An 18,220-nucleotide genomic window follows, 5' to 3' on the forward strand; every position below is an offset into this window, starting at 1 on the left:
ATTGACGCCTGCGGCCCCGCAGGCGTTTTTTTACAGACAGGAGCAGTAAAGGTGCAAGAAAAGCGCGCGTCCCAGACGGGATTGGTGTTGATTTTGGGACTGTTGTCGATGCTGATGCCGCTGGCGATAGATATGTATCTGCCCAGTATGCCAGTGATCGCTAAGGAGTTCGGCGTTTCCGGCGGCAGCGTGCAGATGACGCTGAGCGCCTATGTATTGGGCTTTGCCATCGGCCAGCTCTTCTACGGCCCGATGGCCGACAGCCTGGGGCGCAAGCCGGTGATCCTCGGCGGCACGCTGGTGTTTGCGCTGGCGGGCGCGGCCTGCGCGATGGCGCAATCGGTTGACCAGCTGGTGCACATGCGCTTCCTGCATGGCCTCTCGGCGGCGGCGGCCAGCGTGGTGATCAACGCCCTGATGCGGGACATGTTCACCAAGGAGGAGTTCTCCCGCATGATGTCGTTCGTGATGCTGGTGATGACGGTGGCCCCGCTGCTGGCCCCGATGCTGGGCGGCGCGCTGATGGTGCTGTTCACCTGGCACGCCATCTTCTGGAGCATGGCTGGCGCGGCGCTGGTGGCCTCGCTGCTGGTGCTGCTGTTCATCCGTGAGACGCTGCCCAAAGAGCGGCGGCAGAAGTTCAACCTGCGCACCACCGCCGGCAACTTCGCCAGCCTGTTCCGCCACAAGCGGGTGTTCAGCTACATGCTGGCGAGCGGCTTCTCCTTCGCGGGCATGTTCTCCTTCCTGAGCTGCGGGCCGTTTGTCTACATCGAGCTGAACGGTGTGTCGCCGCAGCACTTCGGCTTCTACTTCGCGCTGAACGTGGTGTTCATGGTGGTGATGACGCTGTTCAACAGCCGCAACGTGCGCCGCGTCGGGGCCAGCGGCATGTTCCGCATCGGTTTGCTGGTGCAGTTCGTGATGGGCATCTGGCTGCTGGTGGCGACCGCCTCGGGCCTCGGCTTCTGGGCGCTGGTGCTGGGCGTGGCCGGTTATGTGGGCTGCATCGCGATGGTCACTTCCAATGCGATGGCGGTGATCATGGATGACTTCCCGCACATGGCGGGCACCGCTGCCTCGCTGGCTGGCACGCTGCGTTTTGGCAGTGGGGCGCTGATTGGCTCCCTGCTCTCGATGCTGCCCGCGCACAGCGCCTGGCCGATGGTCGGCTCCATGGCCTTCTGCATCACCGCCGCGGGCCTGCTCTACCTCTACGCCAGCCGTCCCGGCAAGGCAGCGGCCGCCACGGCCAGCTAACCCCCCATCGCGGCCCGCACAGGGCCGCGATCTGCCTCTTTTTCCTGCTTTTTTTGCCCGTTGAGGGGTTTCCCTCAAGGTCAATTTGTTTACATGCAAATCAATTAGTTACGCAACGAAATTGTCTTTTCTGCCGCCAATTGTTTCTTTTTTGTAAAAAAATAAGCTATAAAAAGTAATCAGCTTGCACAAAAATGATTGAGATACAGCGAGTAAAGGGTTACAACTAACAAAAAATGAGACCTGGCTCTCACCGTTTCCGGGCGCGACAGGGCCTAAGGGTGAACTCGGCCATCCGTCGTAACGCGTTTTTCACCCAAGGCAGGGCGGCAAGTGCCGGCTGCGCCAGATTGGGCAACGCGCGGTGATAACCTGATCTTCTGGGGATTGAACGTGAACACGATGCCGCTCTCTGTGGTACACCGCTTGCCGCACCACTACCGCTGGCTGGCTGGCTTCACTGGTGTCAAGGTGGAGCCGGTTCCCCCTGCCAGCGATGGCGATAACCTGATCGGCCTGAAACTACTGAGCCACGATGGCGACTCTGCCTGGCAGGTGCTGGAGAAGCTGCGCCTGACGCTGGCGGAGATCCAGGTGGACTCCTCGGTGGTGGAGTGGGAAGGGGAGCCGTGCCTGTTTGTCGGCGGCAATGACGAAGACGCCACCCTCTGCCGCCTGAAAAACGTTGGCGCGGCGATTGCCGATTCACTTAAAGCGCTCTATCCCTTCTGATCCCAGCTGGGGCCGCCGACGGCGGCCTGCCGCACCAGCTGGCGCGTATAGTCGCTCGCTGGCGCACGGAAAATCTGCTCGCACTCGCCCTGTTCCACCACCTCCCCCTGCCGCAAGACCACCACCTGATGGCACAGCATACGCACCACCTGCAAATCGTGGCTGATAAACAGGTAAGCCAGCCCGTGGCGCTGTTGCAGCGCCGTCAGCAGCGCCAAGATTTGCGCCTGCACCGAGCGGTCAAGGGAGGAGGTCGGCTCATCCAAAATCAGCAGTTCCGGTTGCAGGATCAAAGCGCGGGCAATGGCGATGCGCTGGCGCTGGCCGCCGGAGAACTCGCCGGGGTAGCGGTGGCGGCTCTCCGGGTCCAGCCCCACCTCCTCCAACGCCTGCACCACCCGCGCCTCCCGCTCAACCGGCGACAGCGACTGGTGCACCGCCAGCCCCTCGGCGACAATCTGCGCCACCGTCATGCGCGGGCTGAGGGCGGAGTGGGGATCCTGGAACACCACCTGGATGCGGCGGCGGAACGGCAGCAGCTGGCGGCGGCTCAGTCCCTGCAACGGCTGGCCGTCGAAGCGGATGCGCCCCTCTGACGCCAGCAGCCGCAGCAGCGCCAGCCCGGTAGTGCTCTTGCCGGAGCCGGATTCGCCCACCAGCCCGAGCGCCTCACCGCGCCGCAGGGTAAAGCTCAGCCCGGCAAGCGCCGGCGGGGGCGGCGGGTCACGGCGGAACAGCCGACGGCGGCGGGGAAAGGTGACGCGCAGGTTCTCCACCTCCAGCAGCGGCGGCGCGTCAGCGGCCAATGGCTGCGGCCGCCCCTGTGGCTCGGCCGCCAGCAGGGCGCGGGTGTAGGGGTGCTGCGGCGCGCCAAACAGCTGCGCCCTCGGTGCCTGTTCCACGCAGCGCCCCTGACGCATCACCGCGACGTTATCCGCCAGTTGCCGCACGATGTTCAAGTCATGGGTGATGAACAGCAGCGCCATGTTCAGCTCACGCTTCAGCGAGGCCAGCAGTTGCAGGATCTGCGCCTGCACCGTCACATCCAGCGCGGTGGTTGGTTCATCGGCAATCAGCAGTGCCGGCTGGGTCAATATCGCCATCGCAATCATCACCCGCTGGCGCTCGCCGCCGGAGAGCTGGTGCGGGTAGTCGGCCAGCCGGCGCAGCGGGTTGCGGATGCCGACGCGATCGAGGCAGGCCAGAACCTCACCGCGCGCCGCCTCACGCCGCATCCCGCGGTGCAGGCTCAGCACCTCCATCAACTGCTTCTCCAGCGTGTGCAGCGGATTGAGCGACACCATCGGCTCCTGAAAAATCATCGCGATGCGGTTGCCGCGCACCTGCCGCAGCCGCGCCTCGCTGGCGTGTAGCAGCGTCTCGCCCTCAAACAGGATGTCACCCTGTGGGTAGGCGACCGGCGGCGCGGGCAGCAGCCGCAGCACTGACAGCGCGGTGACGCTCTTGCCAGAGCCGGATTCGCCCACCAGCGCCAGCGTTTCGCCAGCCGCCAGCGACAGGCTGAGATCGGTGACCACCTGGCGCGCCTGCCCGCCCTGACGGAAGGCAATGCTGAGCTGGCGGATCTCGAGCAGCGGGGAAGTGGGCATATCAGTAGGCCTTGTTCGGGTCAAAGGCGTCGCGCACCGCGTCGCCAATGAAGATCAACAGGGAGAGCAGGATGGCCAACACGGCAAAGGCCACCAGCCCCAACCAGGGCGCCTGCAGGTTATTTTTGCCCTCCAGCAGCAGCGCGCCGAGGGAGGGGGAGCCAATCGGCAGGCCAAAGCCGAGGAAATCCAGCGACGTGAGGGTCGTGATCGCGCCACACAGGATAAATGGCAGATAGGTGAGGGTAGCGACCATCGCATTTGGTAGCATGTGCCGCAGGATAATCTGCCGGTCAGGCACCCCCATCGCCTGCGCGGCGCGGATATAGTCGAAGTTGCGCGCACGCAGGAACTCGGCGCGCACCACGCCCACCAGCGTCATCCAGCCAAACAGCACGGTGATCAGCAGCAGCCACCAGAAGCTGGGCTGCACCACGCTCGAGAGCAGGATCAGCAGGAACAGCGTCGGCATCCCTGACCACACCTCAATAAAGCGCTGGCCGAGCAGGTCGATGCGCCCGCCATAGTAGCCCTGCACCGCGCCAGCCAGAATGCCGAGCGCACTGGTGCAGAGGGTCAGCAGCAGGCCAAACAGCATCGAGATACGGAAGCCATACAGCACCTGCGCCAGCACGTCGCCGCCCTTGCTGTCGGTGCCGAGCCAGTTATGGCGATCCGGCGGCGAAGGGAAGGGGCCGCCGGCAAAGTTGATGGTGCGGTAGCTGTAGCGCACCGGTGCCCAGATGGCCCAGCCATGCTGCGCGATCTGCGCCTGCACCGCCGGGTCTTGGTAGTCCGCTGCCGTCTCCAGCGGGCTGCCGAAGGTGTTCTCCGGGTAGTCCACCACCAACGGCAAGTAGAACTCGCCCTGATAGCGCACCAGCAGCGGCCGCTCATTCGCCAGCACGTTCGCCAACAGCGCCAGCGCAAACAGCAGCAGGAAGATCCACAGCGACCAGTAGCCGCGCCGGTTGTGGCAGAAGCGCGCCCAGCGCGCGCGGTTCAGGGGCGAGAGGTTCATCCGCGCCCCTCAAAGTCGATGCGCGGATCGACCAGCGTGTAGGTGATATCGCTGAGGATATTCAGCAGCAGGCCAATCAGCGTGAAGATGTAGAGGGTGCCGAACATCACCGGGTAGTCGCGTTGCAGGGTGGCGTCATAGCCCAGCAGGCCGAGGCCGTTGAGGGAGAACATCACCTCGATCAGCAACGAACCGGTAAAGAACATGCTAATAAAGGTGGCCGGAAAGCCCGCGATCACCAGCAGCATGGCGTTGCGGAACACGTGGCGGTAGAGGATCTGCTGTTCGCCCAGCCCCTTGGCGCGCGCCGTCACCACATATTGCTTGCGCACCTCATCCAGAAAGGCGTTTTTGGTCAGCATGGTCAGGGTGGCGAAGCCGCCAATCACCGTCGCTAGCACCGGCAGGGTGAGGTGCCAGAAGTAGTCCGCCACCTTGCCATACCAGGGCAGGGTGTCAAAGTTGCCGGAGACCAGCCCGCGCAGCGGGAACCAGTCGAGGTAACTGCCGCCAGCGAACAGCACAATCAGCAGGATGGCGAACAGGAAGGCCGGGATGGCGTAGCCGATGATAATCAGGCTACTGCTCCAGGTGTCGAAGGCGCTGCCATTGTGCACCGCCTTGCGGATGCCGAGCGGGATGGAGACCAGATAGATGATCAGCGTGCTCCAGACGCCGAGGCTGGCGGAGACCGGCAGGCTCTGCACCACCAGATCCATCACCGACGCGCCACGGAACAGGCTATCGCCGAAATCGAGCCGGGCGTAGCGCCACAGCATCTCCAGGTAGCGCTCATGCAGCGGCTTGTCGAAGCCAAAGCGCGCCGTGATCTCCGCCACCACCTCCGGATCCAGCCCGCGCGCGCCCCGGTAGGCACCATCGCCCGCCGCCGGGCGCGCGCTACCGAGCGACTCACTGCCGGCGGTATTGACCGCCAGCCCGCTGCCCTGACCAAACTGGATATTGGCGATCGCCTGATCCACCGGGCCGCCGGGGGCAATCTGCACGATCAAAAAGTTCAGCGTGATGATCGCCCACAGCGTGGGGATGATCAGCAGCAGGCGGCGCAGCACATAGCGGGTCACTGTGTCTCTCCCATTTTGATAGTTGCCCCTTAGCGCCGTTCGGCCGGCAGGCGGGCCGCTTTATTGACATCGTACCACCAGCAATCGAGATCCATGCCATACAGCGGGCGGATGGCCGGTTGCGAGAATTTGTCCCAGTAGGCGTAGCGCTCACGCTTGGAGTACCACATCGGGATCATCAGCTGCTGCCAGGTCAGCACCCGGTCCAGCGCCCGCCCGAGCGCGCGCAGCGGCTCAGGCTGGCCTTGGTGCCGGACGATCGCCTCCACCAGCTGGTCAATCGCCAGGTCCTGCACGCCGGGGGCGTTGTAGCTGGAGTCGAGGTAGCCCGACGCCCAGCGCACCAGCAGGTCGCCGTTCGGGTACTGCATCGCGCGGTAGAGCGTCGGCAGCATGTCATAGTCCCGGCTGCGCAGGCGGCTGAGGAACTGTGAGTTGTCCACTTCGCGCAGGGTGAGGGTGATGCCCAGCCGCTGCAGGTTGTGCTGGAACGGCAGCACGAACTGGTTATTGCCGCCAGAGGGCAGCAGCAGCTCAAATTGGAACGGCGCGCCGCTGCGCGCGTCCACCAGCCGCTGGTCGCGCACCTCATAGCCCGCCTCACGCAGCAGCGCCGTCGCCTTCAGCAGGTTGGCGCGGTCATTGCCACTGCCGTCGCTGCGCGGCGGCTGGTAGAGGGTGGTGAACACCTCTGGCGGTACTTTGCCCTTCAGCGGGCCGAGCCACGCCAGCTCCGCCGCGTCCGGGTAGCTGCGGGCGGCGTACTCGGTGTTCTGGAAGTAGCTGTCGGCGCGCTGGTAGGCGCCGTAGAATAGCGCCCGGTTCATCCACTCAAAATCAAACGCCAGCCCAATGGCCTCTCGCACCCGGCGATCACGGAATAGCGGCCGCTGGGTATTGAAGGCCAGCCAGCGGGTGTCCTGCGCCGCCTCGCTCTCCTCATCCCGTTTGGCGATATAATTCTTGCTGAAGTTTGGCCCGGTGTACTGGGTCGCCCAGCTCTTGGGCGAGCCTTCGCTGCGAAAGTCATAACTGCCAGCCTTGAACGCCTGGAGCGCCACCTTGTCATCCAGAAAGTAGTCATAGCGCAGCGTGTCCAGGTTGAAGCGGCCGCGGTTGACCGGCAGGTCGGCCGCCCAGTAGTCGCGCACGCGGCTGTAGACCACATACTGCCCGAGGCGGTAGTCGGTAATCTGGTAGGGGCCGCCGCCCAGCGGCGGGGCGGGCAGCGGATCGCTCAGTTTGTGCTGTTGCCAATAGTGCGCTGGCAATACTGGCAGGCCGCCCAGCAGCCCCAGCACCTGATCGCGGTCTGGCGTCGGGAACTCAAAGCGCACCGTCAGCCGGCTGATGGCGGCCACCTTCACCCCCTTGTAGAACAGCCGGAACTGCGGCACCCCTTCGGTCATGAACTTCTGGAAGGTGAAGGAGAGGTCGCGCGCGGTGACCGGTGTGCCATCCTGGAAGCGGGCGCGCGGGTTGATCGCCACCTCCACCCATTTCAGGCTGTCGGGGTAGCGGGCGGACTCGGCCACCAGCGGGTAGTAGCTGCCAATCTCATCGCTGGAGGCGACAAACAGGGTGTCATAGAGCTGGCCGCTGCGGGCGGCCGGGTTGCCGCGCATGGCGAAGCGGTTGAAGTTGTCATAAGTGCCAAGCGCCGCTTGACGCAGCGCGCCGCCCTTGGGCGCGGCCGGGTTGACGTAGTCGAAGTGACTGAAGCCAGCCCCATATTTCGGTGTGCCAAGGATGGCGAAGGCGTAGCTCTCATTGATGATATCGGCCCGGGCCGCTGGCAGGCTGACGAGCAACAGCAGGGCAAGCAGTAATCGTGGCACCATGAACAGCTCCTGAAGGTGGCTGGCGCGGCGCGCCAGACATCATGCGACGCGCCGTTGTAACACACCCCCGGCCGCCAGCCAATCTGATAAACGTCGCTAGGGGCGGTAGCCCGCCACAAACGTCCGCAGCGCGTCAAGCGCCAGCGGTCGGCTATAGAGGTAGCCCTGCAAATAGGTCACGCCGCGCTCGCGTAGGTAGTGCGCCTGCTGGGGCGTCTCCACCCCCTCGGCCACGGTCTTCAGCCCTAGCTCCTGCGTCAGGTTGAGCACCGTGTCCAGCACCGGCGCGGTCACCGTCTGTCGGCCAATGGCGGTGATAAAGCCACGGTCAATCTTCAAATAGTCGAGATTGAACTGCTCCAGGTAGATCAGGGCGCTGTGGCCGGTGCCGAAATCATCAATGGCAATCTCAATCTGCTGGGCGCGCAGCCAGTCAAATTTATGCTGCGCGTCACGGGCGGCCACCATGCCACGCTCGGTGATCTCAAACACCACGTTGAAGTGGTGGGCAGGTAGGCGGTTGAGGAAGTGCAGCACGTCACGCTCAAAGTGCGGATCGCTAAGGTGGGCGGGCGACAGGTTGACCGCCAGCTTGGCCCCGACGGGCAGGATGGTCTGCAACTGGATGGCATCCTGCGCAATCAGCCGGAACAGGTGGCGGGTTAGCGGCACGATCAGCCCTTGGTTCTCGGCATAGGTAATGAAGACATCCGGCGGGATCGCGCCCTCGGTGGGGTGGTGCCAGCGCATCAGCGCCTCAACGCCAGCCACCTGCTGTGAACGGGTCTCAATCACCGGCTGGTAGACCATGTGGAATTGGCACTGGCGCATCGCCTCCACCATCTCATGACCGGCGCTGTGGCGCGCCCGTTGCAGATAGTAGCTGAGCGCACCGAGTAGCGAGGCCAGCAGCAGCCCTGCCAGCAGCGTGACCTGCACGTCGCCAGTCGTCAGGCTCTGGCTGTAGAAGCGCAGCACCGCGGGTGTGCCGGGTACTGGCAGGTCATGGGCATTCTTGTCCGTCAGTGCCGCGCGCTTGAGCAGGCTGGCGCTGAAGTTGGTGAGCGCGTAATCGCCAATCATGATGGCCATGCCATCGCGGCCCTGGCCGCCGTAGCGGCGGCTAAATATCAGGTAGGGGCTGACGGTGATATCCAGCGTCGCCAGCACGCCGCTCTGCGCCTCGCCAGGGGTGGCCAGCCAGACGCCGATGGCGGGCTTCTCCGGCACCATCACGGTGCCCGGTTGCAGCGCCATGTCCTGCGGCAGCTGGAGGCGCAGCGCCGGGTAGATCTCCGCCACCTGCCGGGAGATGGCACCCATCGCCGAGGAGCAGTAGGCCTCACCATCGCGCACCAGCAGGAAGGTACGTACGCCACGGGTAAAGGCGGCGCGCTGGGTGAGGGAGGCTTGCGTCATGTCGCAGGGCAGGCGAGTCATGTCGCCCATCTGCGCCATATTCTCCCTTAGCGCAGCCAGGTACTCGACGGTAAAGTTCCGCACGTCCTGCGCCAGGCGCTGCTGCTGGCGTTCATTGGCTTGGTGAACCACCCACAAGGTGATGCCATTAAATAAAAGAAAAAAGAGGGAGGCGAGAAGGAAGCTGCGTCGTAAATAACGTCGCTTGGGCAAAACGGTATGCGTTAATGCCGTTTTTAACCGCATAATGTTCATTCCTTTACGGCATGCCTGAATGGTTCCAGTATAACTGACCGCGGGCAGCGCACGACGCCAATTTTAACCAATCGGCGATGGGCTGTGATTGCCAGCAAATAAAAGAGCGCCTTCCAGGGAAGGCGCTCTTTTATTTCTTTGGCATGAGCAGCAAGGGGAAAAGGCTCAGCTATGTGTCCGGTCGTTCAATATCCGTCGCGCTTCGCGGTAGCGCTTTTTCCAGTAGGCATCACTCAGGCTGGAAATCATTACGCCGCTGCTGGTGGAAGCGTGGACAAACTCATCGTTGCCGAGATAGATCCCGACATGGCGACCCGTCGAGCCGGCGCGGAACAGCACCAAATCGCCAGGGCGCAACTTATTCTTCTGGATGCCACGGCCGATGTCCTGTTGCTCATAGGTAGAGCGCGGGAGATCCAGGCCAAACTGCTCGCGGAAGGTGGTCTGGACGAAGGCGGAGCAATCAATGCCGCGCTTGCTGGTGCCGCCCAGGCGGTAACGCACGCCTTTCCAATCCGCGTACTGGTCCATAATTTTTGACTTCACGTCAACATTACGCACCATCTCTTCAAACTCATCCTGAGAGGCTTGCAGTAAAAAACCGTTCCGGTCATTAACTGCATGCGTCTCAGTCTGCGCGTGTTGTGAATTCATCGAACTACAGGCGGAGAGCATGACTGCCATCGCCATTGCGGGGACTGCCCGCCACATATATCTCAGAAACGGTTGAGACTTGACCATTATGAGTGTTTTCCCTTGCTGTCCTTAACGACGAATGTCGCTATCAGAAAATGCCAAACGAAAAGAGCCTACTTATCGTCTGAGTATCGAGCAATCCACCTGCTTGAAAATTGTGGCTTTACGCACAAATTTCATGAAATTTCAGGCGAAAAAAATCAATAACTCCAAAAGCGAATCCGAGATTACCTTAACCCCCTAAGGATTGCGAGTGCTTTTAAAGCATTTCTTATAAGAATTTATGATGTAAGTCGATGTAAGCACAGGAGCAGAATCCGCTGTGCTCTTTTTAGCCGCATTTCGCTGAAATCAGCGCCACAAGCGGGAGAAATGTCAATTTATTGTCAATTCCCGGTGAGAGTTGCCGAATATAAATATAAAAAACGGGAGCCATTGGCTCCCGCGGGCATACTTTTTTTATATCAGTGTGGCTGTCTATTTTATTTGAATTATGCGCGGCGCGTTTTTCCTGGTAACCAGTTATTGAGCCATTCAATCACGCGGTCGCACGCCGGGGTGAGCAACCACCAGCTCATGCCCACCAGCACCACCGACAGGGAGCCGACGGCGATGTCAGTGAACCAGTGCGCGCCAATCATCAGGCGCGGCAGCGAGAAGATCACCACAATCGCCAGCGCCAGCGCGAAGGCGCCGCGGGTGAAGTAGCGCCCCATAAAGCAGGCGAAGATGATCAGCATCATGCCGTGGTCGCCGGGGAAGCTGTCGCTGGAGGCGTCCTTGGTCGGGATGCCGGTCAGCTCGCTGACGCGGTTGACGTGCGGGAAGTAGAGCGACGGGCTACGGTGCTGCACCGGCAGCAGGTGGCCCAGCTGGTTGAGCACCACGGCGGTCAGCAGCATCACCACGCCGGTCACCAGCAGGCGGCGACGCCCCTCCGGCTCCTGTCGCAGGTAGAAGGAGAGGTAGAGCAGGCCCATCGCCAGCAGCGAGCAGCCATCAAACAGCCGGTTGTTGGTTACGGCAACCAGCTTCAGGAAGCCGGGGCTGGTGGCCAGGTGCTGGTTGAAATAGAAAAAGATGGAAGCATCAATTGGGAACCAGAAGCCGTGGTTGGCAGGCAGGTAGTAGGAGAGGAACAGTGCCACGCCCAGCAGGTTCAGCAACAGGATTGCAGGAAGATTTTTGCGCCACATAGCGGTGATGACCTATTTTGTTATTTGATGAAATCAAATCCATAAAATTGGCGGATAAATTAAGTGTCATCGGCTAAACGTAGCTTCAACAAAGCCGATTGAAGCGCATTCCAGTCCGCGTCACCCTGGGTAATCACCTCGACCCGGCTGTCCAACGGCGCACCCGGCCGGGTCTCAATCTTGAAATCCTGCCCCTGCCGGTTCAGCAGCAGGGTGCCCTCGGCAATCCGCAGCACCCCTTTGACGCGCTCCACCGGGGCCAGCCGCGCCCACTCCATCAGTGGGATGGTGTCAAACACCGTCTCCTCATCGAAAATCCAGCCGCAGCTACTGTGCCCCTGTCCGTGGCTGAGGGCGCGCCGCCAGCGCTGGTTGCCCGGCAGGCTGAGCGCCGCCAGCCCACGCGCCGCTGGAGTGCCGTGGTGGTGCGCGCCATCCGGCAGCGTGCGCAGGTTTTCGCGCGGCAGCGCAAGCAGCGCGGCATCCACCTCGCCCTGTTGCACCTCAATCACCGGGCGGCCACCCGCCTCATTGGCTACCCACGCCGCCAGCCGTTGGCGATCCGCCTCCTGCCAGGTGTCCTGCTTATTGGCGATGATCAGGTCGGCGGCGGCCAGCTGATCGCGAAAATTCTCGTTATCGCGGTAACGTTCCTCGCTGAGCTGGCGCGCGTCCAGCAGGCAGAGGGTCGCCTGTAGCGTCAGCCAGGGCTGGTAGGTCTCCGCGGTGAGCAGCGAGAGGATCTGCTTGGGGTGACCAAGGCCGGTCGGCTCAATCAGCAGCCGGTCGGGCTTCTGCTTGAGTAGCATATTCAGGCCAATCTGCATCGGCAGGCCGTTCACGCAGCACATGCAGCCACCGGGGATCTCCTTGAGCACCGCCCCCTGTCCGGCCAGCAGCGCGCCGTCAATGCCCACTTCGCCGAACTCATTAACCAGAATAGCCCAATTCTCATGGCTGGGTTTCTGGCTCAGCAAGTGGCGCAGGGTGGTGGTTTTACCGCTGCCCAAAAAGCCGGTAATCAGGTTCACGTAGGTCATCTGTCTGTCCTTTATTCATGGCGGTGCCGGGAGTGGCGCAGGCCGTATCCCTTGTTCAGCGCAAATTGGCCGCAGCCAGCGCCTAAAAATAGTGGCCTGGGTGGCGACTGATTTACAAGATAAATTTTATAGGCGTAAAAAATGGCGGGAGCAAATAAAAGGGGCGGCATGTGCGCCCCGTGGGGAGGGGCGGTCAGGCGATGGTCAGCGCCTGCTCAATGCGGGTGGCCAGTTGCGCCAGTGACGCCAGCAGCTGCGGGTAGTCGGGATGGGTGAGAATGATGTGGCCGACAAAATCGGCGTTGCTCTGCACCTCCGCGCCGACCCTATCGCCCAACTGAGCGGAGAATTGGCCCTGATGCAGCGCAATGCCTGCCTCGCACGCCAGTGCCTCCATCTCCGGCAGCGCCAGCAGGCGGCCAGCACGCGGCGCGCGCAACATACGGATGCCAGCATAGCCGCGCGGGCGCAGCGGCTGGGCGACTGGCTGGCCGTCGGTTGCCCAGCGCAACCACATCAGCCAGGGGTCGAACCCCTCAAAGCTTAGGTGGGCCAGATCCCAGATGTGCATCCCGGCCGGGCGCATGTTGGTCTCGACCGCCGCCGTGGCATCGGGCAGCAGGAAGATCTCATTGTGCCACGCGCCGTGGCGGGCGGAGACCAGCGACTGCATATGCGCCCCGGCGGCCAAGAGCCGCCGCGCCTCCTCCGGCGGCAGTGGCGCGGGCACGATCTGCTGGTACTCCGCGCGGTACAGCCCCTCGGTGGTGTGCTTCTCGGTGATCCACTGCTGCCCGGCGACGCAATCCCAACTGTACTCGCGCGCACCCTCCACCAGCGACTCAACAATGATGCCACCGCCGTGGTAGGGCGCGACGGCGGCCCAGGCGCGGGCGCACTCCTCCTGCTGGCCAATCACCTGACAGCCCCGGCTGTTGCCCTCCTGCGCTGGCTTGAGGAAGGCTTTGCCGCCCAGCCGCGCCACCTCCTGTTGCAGCGCTGGCAGGCTCGTCACCTGCTGGCTGGAGAGCGGGCGGTAGCCTGCGGGATGGCTGAGCGCCTGGCTGTCGAGCTGGCGGAAGAGGCGCTTGTCCAGCCCGGCCAGCGCCTCTTCCGGCGTCGCGCCCGGCAGGCCGAAGTGCTGGGCGAGGCGCGCGCCCAGCGGCACGCCACGATCCGAGAAGGGCAGGATGCCGATCGGCTGTAACTGGTGGCATTGCAGGTTCGCCAGCACGTGGGCGAGGCTGGCCTCCCCCTGCTGCATGTCGAACGGCGCCTCAATCACCCAGTCGGCAAACAGCGCGTCCAGATCGTTGGCCCGCTCCGTCACCAGCACCAGCCGGGCGTCAAAGTGCTTCATCGCTGCCTGGCGCATCTTCTCGACATCATAGATCCGGACATTGTTGTAGCCGGTGACAATAAAACAGTGCGTACTCATCGTAGCTCCACCAGGTTGCATTCATGGAAAATCGCGTCGATCACCTCGGCAATCTCCTGCTCGGCACCGGCCACCACGCCGCTGAGCGGTGAGGCATCCGGGGAGTAGGAGATCGTCCCACCGGCTGGCGCGGCGGTGTTGTGCTGGTAGTGCAGCAGGCAGGCCGCCCACTTGTCGGCATCAAACGGCAACTGCCACGCCGCCGCCAGATGGTGGGACGGGTAGACAAACCAGCCGTAGAACAGTGGGTTGATGCTGCCCACCGCCGCTGGCGTCATGCCATCGATCTGGTAGCGCAGGTCGGCGTGGTAAAGGTTGACGCCGGTGCGCAGGTGGAAGGTTTCGGCAACGCCCGCCCCGCCGACCCGCGCGGCGGTCTCCAGAAACCAGAGGTGGCCGTCGGCATCCTCAATGGCCTCAAAATGGAAGCTGCCATCGCGGTAGCCCAGCGCGGCCAGCACCTCCGTCACCAGCGCCCGGTGCGCTGGCGTGGTGCGGATTTGCACCGACCCCAGCGGCGAGCCACTGGAGAAGCTGAGGCAGGTGCGCAGGTAGCGGCTACTGACAAACGCCCGCGGCTTGCCGTTCGACAGCCAGCCGTCGAAGTGAAGCACCGCGCCCTCAATAAAGGTCTCCACCATCATGCTCTCCGCGTTGTCGAGCTGGAAAATGGCGGCGCGGATGGCGGCGTCATCCCCGGTCAGGATGCCGAGGCTGGAGGCCTCCTCACGCGGCTTAAGCAGGAAGCGGCCCGGCTGCGGCGGCAACTGCAAAAACTCCAGCGGGTGCCAGAAGGCGGGCTGGCGGATCTGTTGCTGTTTGCAGCGATAGCGCATCACCCACTTATTGCGCAGCGGCAGGATCTGCTGGGGGCGATCGCCGGGAATGGCAAAGTGCTCGCGCACCTGCGCGGCGGCGATCAGATCATGCTCCGAGCGGGCGATCAGCCGGTCAGCACCCGCGAAAATCTGGGCGTAGTGCGCAATCAGCGTGGGGGCGTCAAAGTGGGGCTGGGCGAGCACCACCGCCACGCTGCCCGCTGGCAGGCGCGGGCCGGGAGGGGTCAGGCAGAAGTAGTAGACCTGATGCGCCCGGTGATCGATGACCTGTTCATAGCGGATCTTCTCGAAAGGAATACGGTGGAACACAATAATTTTCATGCCAGATACTCCGTATCGATATAGCGTTGTGAGGCGGCAATCAGTACCGCCCGCTCCCCGGTGGTCAGCTCCGTGACATTCCACAGCGCCATGCCAAGGAAAATCTCCCGCTCCACCTGGGGCAGGGTGTCACCGGGCTGATAGAGCAGGCTCTCCTTCAGCGCCTGCGGCAGGTCAGGATGGCGGCCAATCCGCGCCAGCGTGCGCCCCGGAACACCGAAAAAGACGCGGAAAAAGAGGTGGCGCGCACCGGCCTGCCGCGCCTGACGCGGGCCGTCAATGATCAGTGCCAGCCACTGCCGCAGCAGGCAGACGCCGCTGTGCAGGCGGGTGCTCTCGACGATATAGGCGCCGCCGATGCGCGGGTTGATCTCGATAATTTCCCAATGGCCGCTGGCATCACACTTCATCTCAACGTGATAGACGCCGGTGTCGGCACCCAGCGTCGCCATCACGCAGCGCAGCAGCGTCACGCCAGCGTCAATCTGCGCCGTAGAGAGTGAACGCGGCGGGCAGAGGCTCGCCCCCTCCAGCATGGCGAAACCGGACTGGGCAACCTCCAGCTTTTCATGCACCGCCAGCACCGCCAGCGCCCCTTGATCCAGGCTGATCTCAAAACTGCACTCCACCCCGTCAATCAGGCCCTCAATGATAAAGTCCGCCTCGTCCGAGAAGACGCCAGCGTAGGAGCGATCCGCCGCCGCCTGCGCCCGCAGTTGCGCCAGCTGGCCATAGGCGGTGAGGGAGGCGGCCGGGAAGGTGCCCATCGAGGCCAGCCCGGTACGCGGTTTGATGAAGTACCTCTCCCGGTCGGTGATGCTCTGGAACCGCGCCTCATCCAGCAGGTGGCAGGAGACGCGCGACAGCTGGGTGGCCACCAGACGGTTGCGCATCCGCCACTTGTCGCGCAACAGCGCGACGGTCTCCTCGGTGATATCAGTGGCGTTGAACATCTGGTTGGCGTAGGCCATCAGGTGGCGGTAGCCGTCCCAGACGCTGATGCAGCCAATGAACTGGTGCGTCTGTTCGGTGTCGCGCACCACCTGATCAATGTCCGTGTGGGTCAGGTGCAGCCCCCCGGTCACCCGGTGGTCGCCGGGGGCGGCTGACCACGCCGGGAGAGCCTGCCGGGTGGGGGCGGAGGAGAGAATAAAATAACCATATCCCCAGCTCTCAACGATCTGTTTAATTGGATCAACCATCGAGAGCGTCTGGTGGGAAAGAATAAGCACGGATTTTTTCATTTATTGCCTCTCCTCCCTGAGGGCTTATGCCTGAATGGTTTTTTCGTGCAGTTCCACGAAGAACATTTTCAGCAGTTCCTGAATCTCGGCGAAATAGCGCTTCACATCGGTAATATCTTCATCGCTCTCAATCAGCAGGCTTAAAATATTCCACATCTCCTGGGTATGATCCTCGACCAGATCGGTATTGAGGTGGGCGGCCTGGCCGGTGATTTTGTCACTGCCAACGCTGTCGGCCAGCGCCTTAATTTGCTTGGGGGTGATTTTCTGAGTGGTATATTCCACCAGGTAGCTGTAACAGACCACGCCGAGCGGTTTTTCATGCTCCGCGACAAAATAGAGGAAGCCGGCCAGCAGGCGGGTATAAAAACTCGGTTCGGTCTGGTAGATGGTCTCTTTGCTGATGCCGAGGCTTTCGGCGTCCTGCATAAACAGCGTGTCGTGCAGCATCTCCTCATCCTGATAAGCGGCGTAGAGCTGCGCCGCCTCGGCATTGACGCGGGTGATCTTGTGCAGCGCGTGGCACTGGGCGCTGCGCATCAGGCGGATGCGCCAGCAGTGCTCAATCAGGGTCTGGCGATAATAGGCCTGATTGACCTGCTTGCCCTCCAGGTGTTTTGCGGAGGGCACCGTGTTGTTCCATTCGATAATTTTGGTGTCGAGGAAATCATCAATTTCGCGTTTTACGTTTTGGCTGCGCTCCGGGCCTAAAAAGAGCGGCTGGCGAATGATGGCGGTGTCTTTAATTCGGTTGATCATTATTTACTCCAGATAGTTTTCAATTAGGGTAACATCGCCGGTAATTTGGCACTGGCAGGCCAGGCGAATGTCGGGGTCAACAATATTCAGGGCTTTAAACAGTCTCTTTTCTTTAGAGGTAGGGCGGGTAATATTCTCCTTGCCAGAGATAATTCTTATTCTGCAAATACCGCAGTTGCCGGTCCTGCATCCGAACTTCATATTTTCACGACAATCCGTTAAGGTAATCACGTCACGGAACAGGTATTCCGTTTTACTTTTCATAAAGATTATTGAGGGCATGATACTTTTCCTTGTGCTGGCGTTGATAAAGCCATAGCCAAATAAGCAGGGCGATAATTGCCGTGGCGGCGAGCACCCCCGCGCTGGCTGCTGTGGGCAGGGTGCGCATGGCAAAGACCGTAAACCCGGCACCGGCGCTGACGGATAGCTCCTTCACCAGCAGCGCGCCCTCCTGGGCGGCGCAGTAGTCGAGGTAGCTCAGGCCACACTCGGCCAGCGAGAGCAGGCCCAGCCACAGCAGCGCGCCGGGCAGGGTGTGCACCCGGAACGCCCCCGGCAGCGCCAGCACCACCAGTCCGGCGAGGATCAGGGCGAGCGCCGCCCAGAGCGCCCGTCGGCCGCAGCGCTGGATCAGCGCCATGATGGGCCGTTGCAGCAGCGTCACCACCGCACTGTTGAGGATGATCATCGCGCCATACCAGCCCGGCAGGGTGGCCTGATGCGCCAGAATGGCCTGCGGCAGGATGGAGAAGACCGCAAACAGCTTGATACCGGCCATCAGCCCGGCCAGCGCCCACTTGAGCTGGCCCCGGCGCGCCACGGCCGGGGCCGGGCTGGCTTCCGCCAGCGGCCTGTGGTGCCACACTGCGGGCAGGCAGGGCAACAGCAGCAGCGCCAGCGCCAGATAGAAGAAGGTGGGCTGCCAGTGCGGGTAGAGCAGCAGCAGGCCCGCCAGCAGGCTACCAAGGTTCAGCATGATTTTGTTGTTGGCCGCCCCGGCCGGGGTGGTGGCGGCATCCCGCTTGGCGATGTAGCCCACCACCGCGATGCCATAGCTGAACAGCAGCACCGCCACGGCCGCCACGCCGTGGGCGGCGGGCAGTGCCAGCAGCAGCAGGCCGGCCAGCGCGCACAGCAGCGTGACGCGCAAGGCCCGCGCACCAAACAGCAGTAGCGTCAGCGGCGTGAGGATCAGCAGCAGGCGGTAGCCGGTCGCTAGCAGGATGTTGCTGGTGGCATCCAGCCAGAGGTTGGCCTGCCCGAGCAGGGCGAACAGCGCCACCGCCGACAGCAGGCGCACCCATAGCAGGGCGGCGCCCTTTCCATTCAACGTGTTGTTATTTAAGCCTGTGGAAGATGTTTTACACAATGAACGCATGGATGACAGCCTGTACGGAGCGGATGGCCGTAACCATAGGGCAGGATGGCCGGGCAGGGCAGGGAAAGCACCACGAATTCCCG

Annotated in this window: 16 protein-coding genes; 2 read left to right on the forward strand and 14 right to left on the reverse strand. The window is 62.6% G+C overall.

Features of this window, described 5'->3' with window-relative positions; translation table 11 throughout:
* Positions 1-51 precede the first annotated feature (51 nt).
* Together ACK3SD_RS05810 and ACK3SD_RS05815 are read left to right on the forward strand one after the other, a co-directional pair.
* Positions 52-1,260 carry a Bcr/CflA family multidrug efflux MFS transporter gene (locus ACK3SD_RS05810; protein ID WP_137762652.1) on the forward strand — a complete coding sequence of 403 codons (1,209 nt, stop codon included), beginning with the start codon at positions 52-54 and terminating at the stop codon, positions 1,258-1,260.
* A 393-nt stretch (positions 1,261-1,653) separates the two neighbouring features.
* On the forward strand, positions 1,654-1,992 hold the full coding sequence (locus ACK3SD_RS05815; protein ID WP_137764912.1) for a YejG family protein: 339 nt from the start codon (positions 1,654-1,656) through the stop codon (positions 1,990-1,992).
* Here ACK3SD_RS05815 and yejF read toward each other — a convergent pair.
* The 14 genes from yejF to ACK3SD_RS05885 form a co-directional block, all read right to left on the reverse strand.
* Complete coding sequence (gene yejF, locus ACK3SD_RS05820; RefSeq protein WP_481127072.1) at positions 1,980-3,602, reverse strand: microcin C ABC transporter ATP-binding protein YejF; 1,623 nt, start codon at positions 3,600-3,602, stop codon at positions 1,980-1,982. The two genes, ACK3SD_RS05815 and yejF, sit on opposite strands and share 13 nt — an antisense overlap.
* 1 nt (position 3,603) lies before the next feature.
* The gene (locus tag ACK3SD_RS05825) at positions 3,604-4,623 is read right to left on the reverse strand and encodes an ABC transporter permease (RefSeq protein WP_481127073.1); all 1,020 of its coding nucleotides are present in this window, start codon (positions 4,621-4,623) and stop codon (positions 3,604-3,606) included.
* The gene (locus tag ACK3SD_RS05830; RefSeq protein ID WP_481127074.1) at positions 4,620-5,708 is read right to left on the reverse strand and encodes a microcin C ABC transporter permease YejB; all 1,089 of its coding nucleotides are present in this window, start codon (positions 5,706-5,708) and stop codon (positions 4,620-4,622) included. The genes ACK3SD_RS05825 and ACK3SD_RS05830 overlap by 4 nt, the downstream gene beginning before the upstream one ends.
* A 29-nt stretch (positions 5,709-5,737) precedes the next feature.
* Entirely contained in the window at positions 5,738-7,549 is a 1,812-nt protein-coding gene (locus tag ACK3SD_RS05835) for an extracellular solute-binding protein (protein ID WP_481127075.1), read from the reverse strand.
* A 96-nt stretch (positions 7,550-7,645) separates the two neighbouring features.
* Entirely contained in the window at positions 7,646-9,223 is a 1,578-nt protein-coding gene (locus ACK3SD_RS05840) for a cyclic di-GMP phosphodiesterase (RefSeq protein WP_481127076.1), read from the reverse strand.
* A 165-nt stretch (positions 9,224-9,388) separates the two neighbouring features.
* Entirely contained in the window at positions 9,389-9,964 is a 576-nt protein-coding gene (gene mepS / locus ACK3SD_RS05845; protein WP_481127077.1) for a bifunctional murein DD-endopeptidase/murein LD-carboxypeptidase, read from the reverse strand.
* Positions 9,965-10,410: 446 nt separating this feature from the next.
* Positions 10,411-11,115 carry a phosphatase PAP2 family protein gene (locus ACK3SD_RS05850; protein WP_481127078.1) on the reverse strand — a complete coding sequence of 235 codons (705 nt, stop codon included), beginning with the start codon at positions 11,113-11,115 and terminating at the stop codon, positions 10,411-10,413.
* A 59-nt stretch (positions 11,116-11,174) separates the two neighbouring features.
* Positions 11,175-12,155, reverse strand: coding sequence for a CobW family GTP-binding protein (locus ACK3SD_RS05855; RefSeq protein ID WP_481127079.1), 981 nt, complete (start codon positions 12,153-12,155; stop codon positions 11,175-11,177).
* A 193-nt stretch (positions 12,156-12,348) separates the two neighbouring features.
* On the reverse strand, positions 12,349-13,593 hold the full coding sequence (locus ACK3SD_RS05860) for an ATP-grasp domain-containing protein (protein ID WP_481127080.1): 1,245 nt from the start codon (positions 13,591-13,593) through the stop codon (positions 12,349-12,351).
* Entirely contained in the window at positions 13,590-14,753 is a 1,164-nt protein-coding gene (locus ACK3SD_RS05865; RefSeq protein WP_481127081.1) for an ATP-grasp domain-containing protein, read from the reverse strand. The genes ACK3SD_RS05860 and ACK3SD_RS05865 overlap by 4 nt, the downstream gene beginning before the upstream one ends.
* Positions 14,750-15,997: an ATP-grasp domain-containing protein gene (locus tag ACK3SD_RS05870; protein ID WP_481127082.1), complete on the reverse strand. Its 1,248-nt coding sequence runs from the start codon at positions 15,995-15,997 to the stop codon at positions 14,750-14,752. Before ACK3SD_RS05870 ends, ACK3SD_RS05865 begins: the two co-directional genes overlap by 4 nt.
* Positions 15,998-16,021: 24 nt before the next feature.
* A complete protein-coding gene (locus ACK3SD_RS05875; RefSeq protein WP_481127084.1) occupies positions 16,022-16,756 on the reverse strand; it encodes an iron-containing redox enzyme family protein in 735 nt (244 codons plus the stop codon).
* Between the two features lie 3 nt (positions 16,757-16,759).
* Positions 16,760-17,020, reverse strand: a complete 261-nt coding sequence (locus ACK3SD_RS05880; RefSeq protein ID WP_240775729.1) for a 2Fe-2S iron-sulfur cluster-binding protein — start codon at positions 17,018-17,020, stop codon at positions 16,760-16,762.
* A complete protein-coding gene (locus tag ACK3SD_RS05885) occupies positions 17,010-18,089 on the reverse strand; it encodes a hypothetical protein (RefSeq protein ID WP_481127085.1) in 1,080 nt (359 codons plus the stop codon). Before ACK3SD_RS05885 ends, ACK3SD_RS05880 begins: the two co-directional genes overlap by 11 nt.
* Positions 18,090-18,220 lie beyond the last annotated feature (131 nt).

The organism is Chimaeribacter sp. YP20170169 (genome assembly GCF_056739715.1).

What these genes read in the sequence shown, in the direction of transcription:
- yejF (WP_481127072.1), bottom strand. Translation starts at nt 3,602, where the DNA reads ATGCCCACTTCCCCGCTGCTCGAGATCCGCCAGCTCAGCATTGCCTTC.
- ACK3SD_RS05825 (WP_481127073.1), bottom strand. Translation starts at nt 4,623, where the DNA reads ATGAACCTCTCGCCCCTGAACCGCGCGCGCTGGGCGCGCTTCTGCCAC.
- ACK3SD_RS05835 (WP_481127075.1), bottom strand. Translation starts at nt 7,549, where the DNA reads ATGGTGCCACGATTACTGCTTGCCCTGCTGTTGCTCGTCAGCCTGCCA.
- ACK3SD_RS05840 (WP_481127076.1), bottom strand. Translation starts at nt 9,223, where the DNA reads ATGAACATTATGCGGTTAAAAACGGCATTAACGCATACCGTTTTGCCC.
- mepS (WP_481127077.1), bottom strand. Translation starts at nt 9,964, where the DNA reads ATGGTCAAGTCTCAACCGTTTCTGAGATATATGTGGCGGGCAGTCCCC.
- ACK3SD_RS05850 (WP_481127078.1), bottom strand. Translation starts at nt 11,115, where the DNA reads ATGTGGCGCAAAAATCTTCCTGCAATCCTGTTGCTGAACCTGCTGGGC.
- ACK3SD_RS05855 (WP_481127079.1), bottom strand. Translation starts at nt 12,155, where the DNA reads ATGACCTACGTGAACCTGATTACCGGCTTTTTGGGCAGCGGTAAAACC.
- ACK3SD_RS05860 (WP_481127080.1), bottom strand. Translation starts at nt 13,593, where the DNA reads ATGAGTACGCACTGTTTTATTGTCACCGGCTACAACAATGTCCGGATC.
- ACK3SD_RS05865 (WP_481127081.1), bottom strand. Translation starts at nt 14,753, where the DNA reads ATGAAAATTATTGTGTTCCACCGTATTCCTTTCGAGAAGATCCGCTAT.
- ACK3SD_RS05870 (WP_481127082.1), bottom strand. Translation starts at nt 15,997, where the DNA reads ATGAAAAAATCCGTGCTTATTCTTTCCCACCAGACGCTCTCGATGGTT.
- ACK3SD_RS05875 (WP_481127084.1), bottom strand. Translation starts at nt 16,756, where the DNA reads ATGATCAACCGAATTAAAGACACCGCCATCATTCGCCAGCCGCTCTTT.
- ACK3SD_RS05880 (WP_240775729.1), bottom strand. Translation starts at nt 17,020, where the DNA reads ATGAAAAGTAAAACGGAATACCTGTTCCGTGACGTGATTACCTTAACG.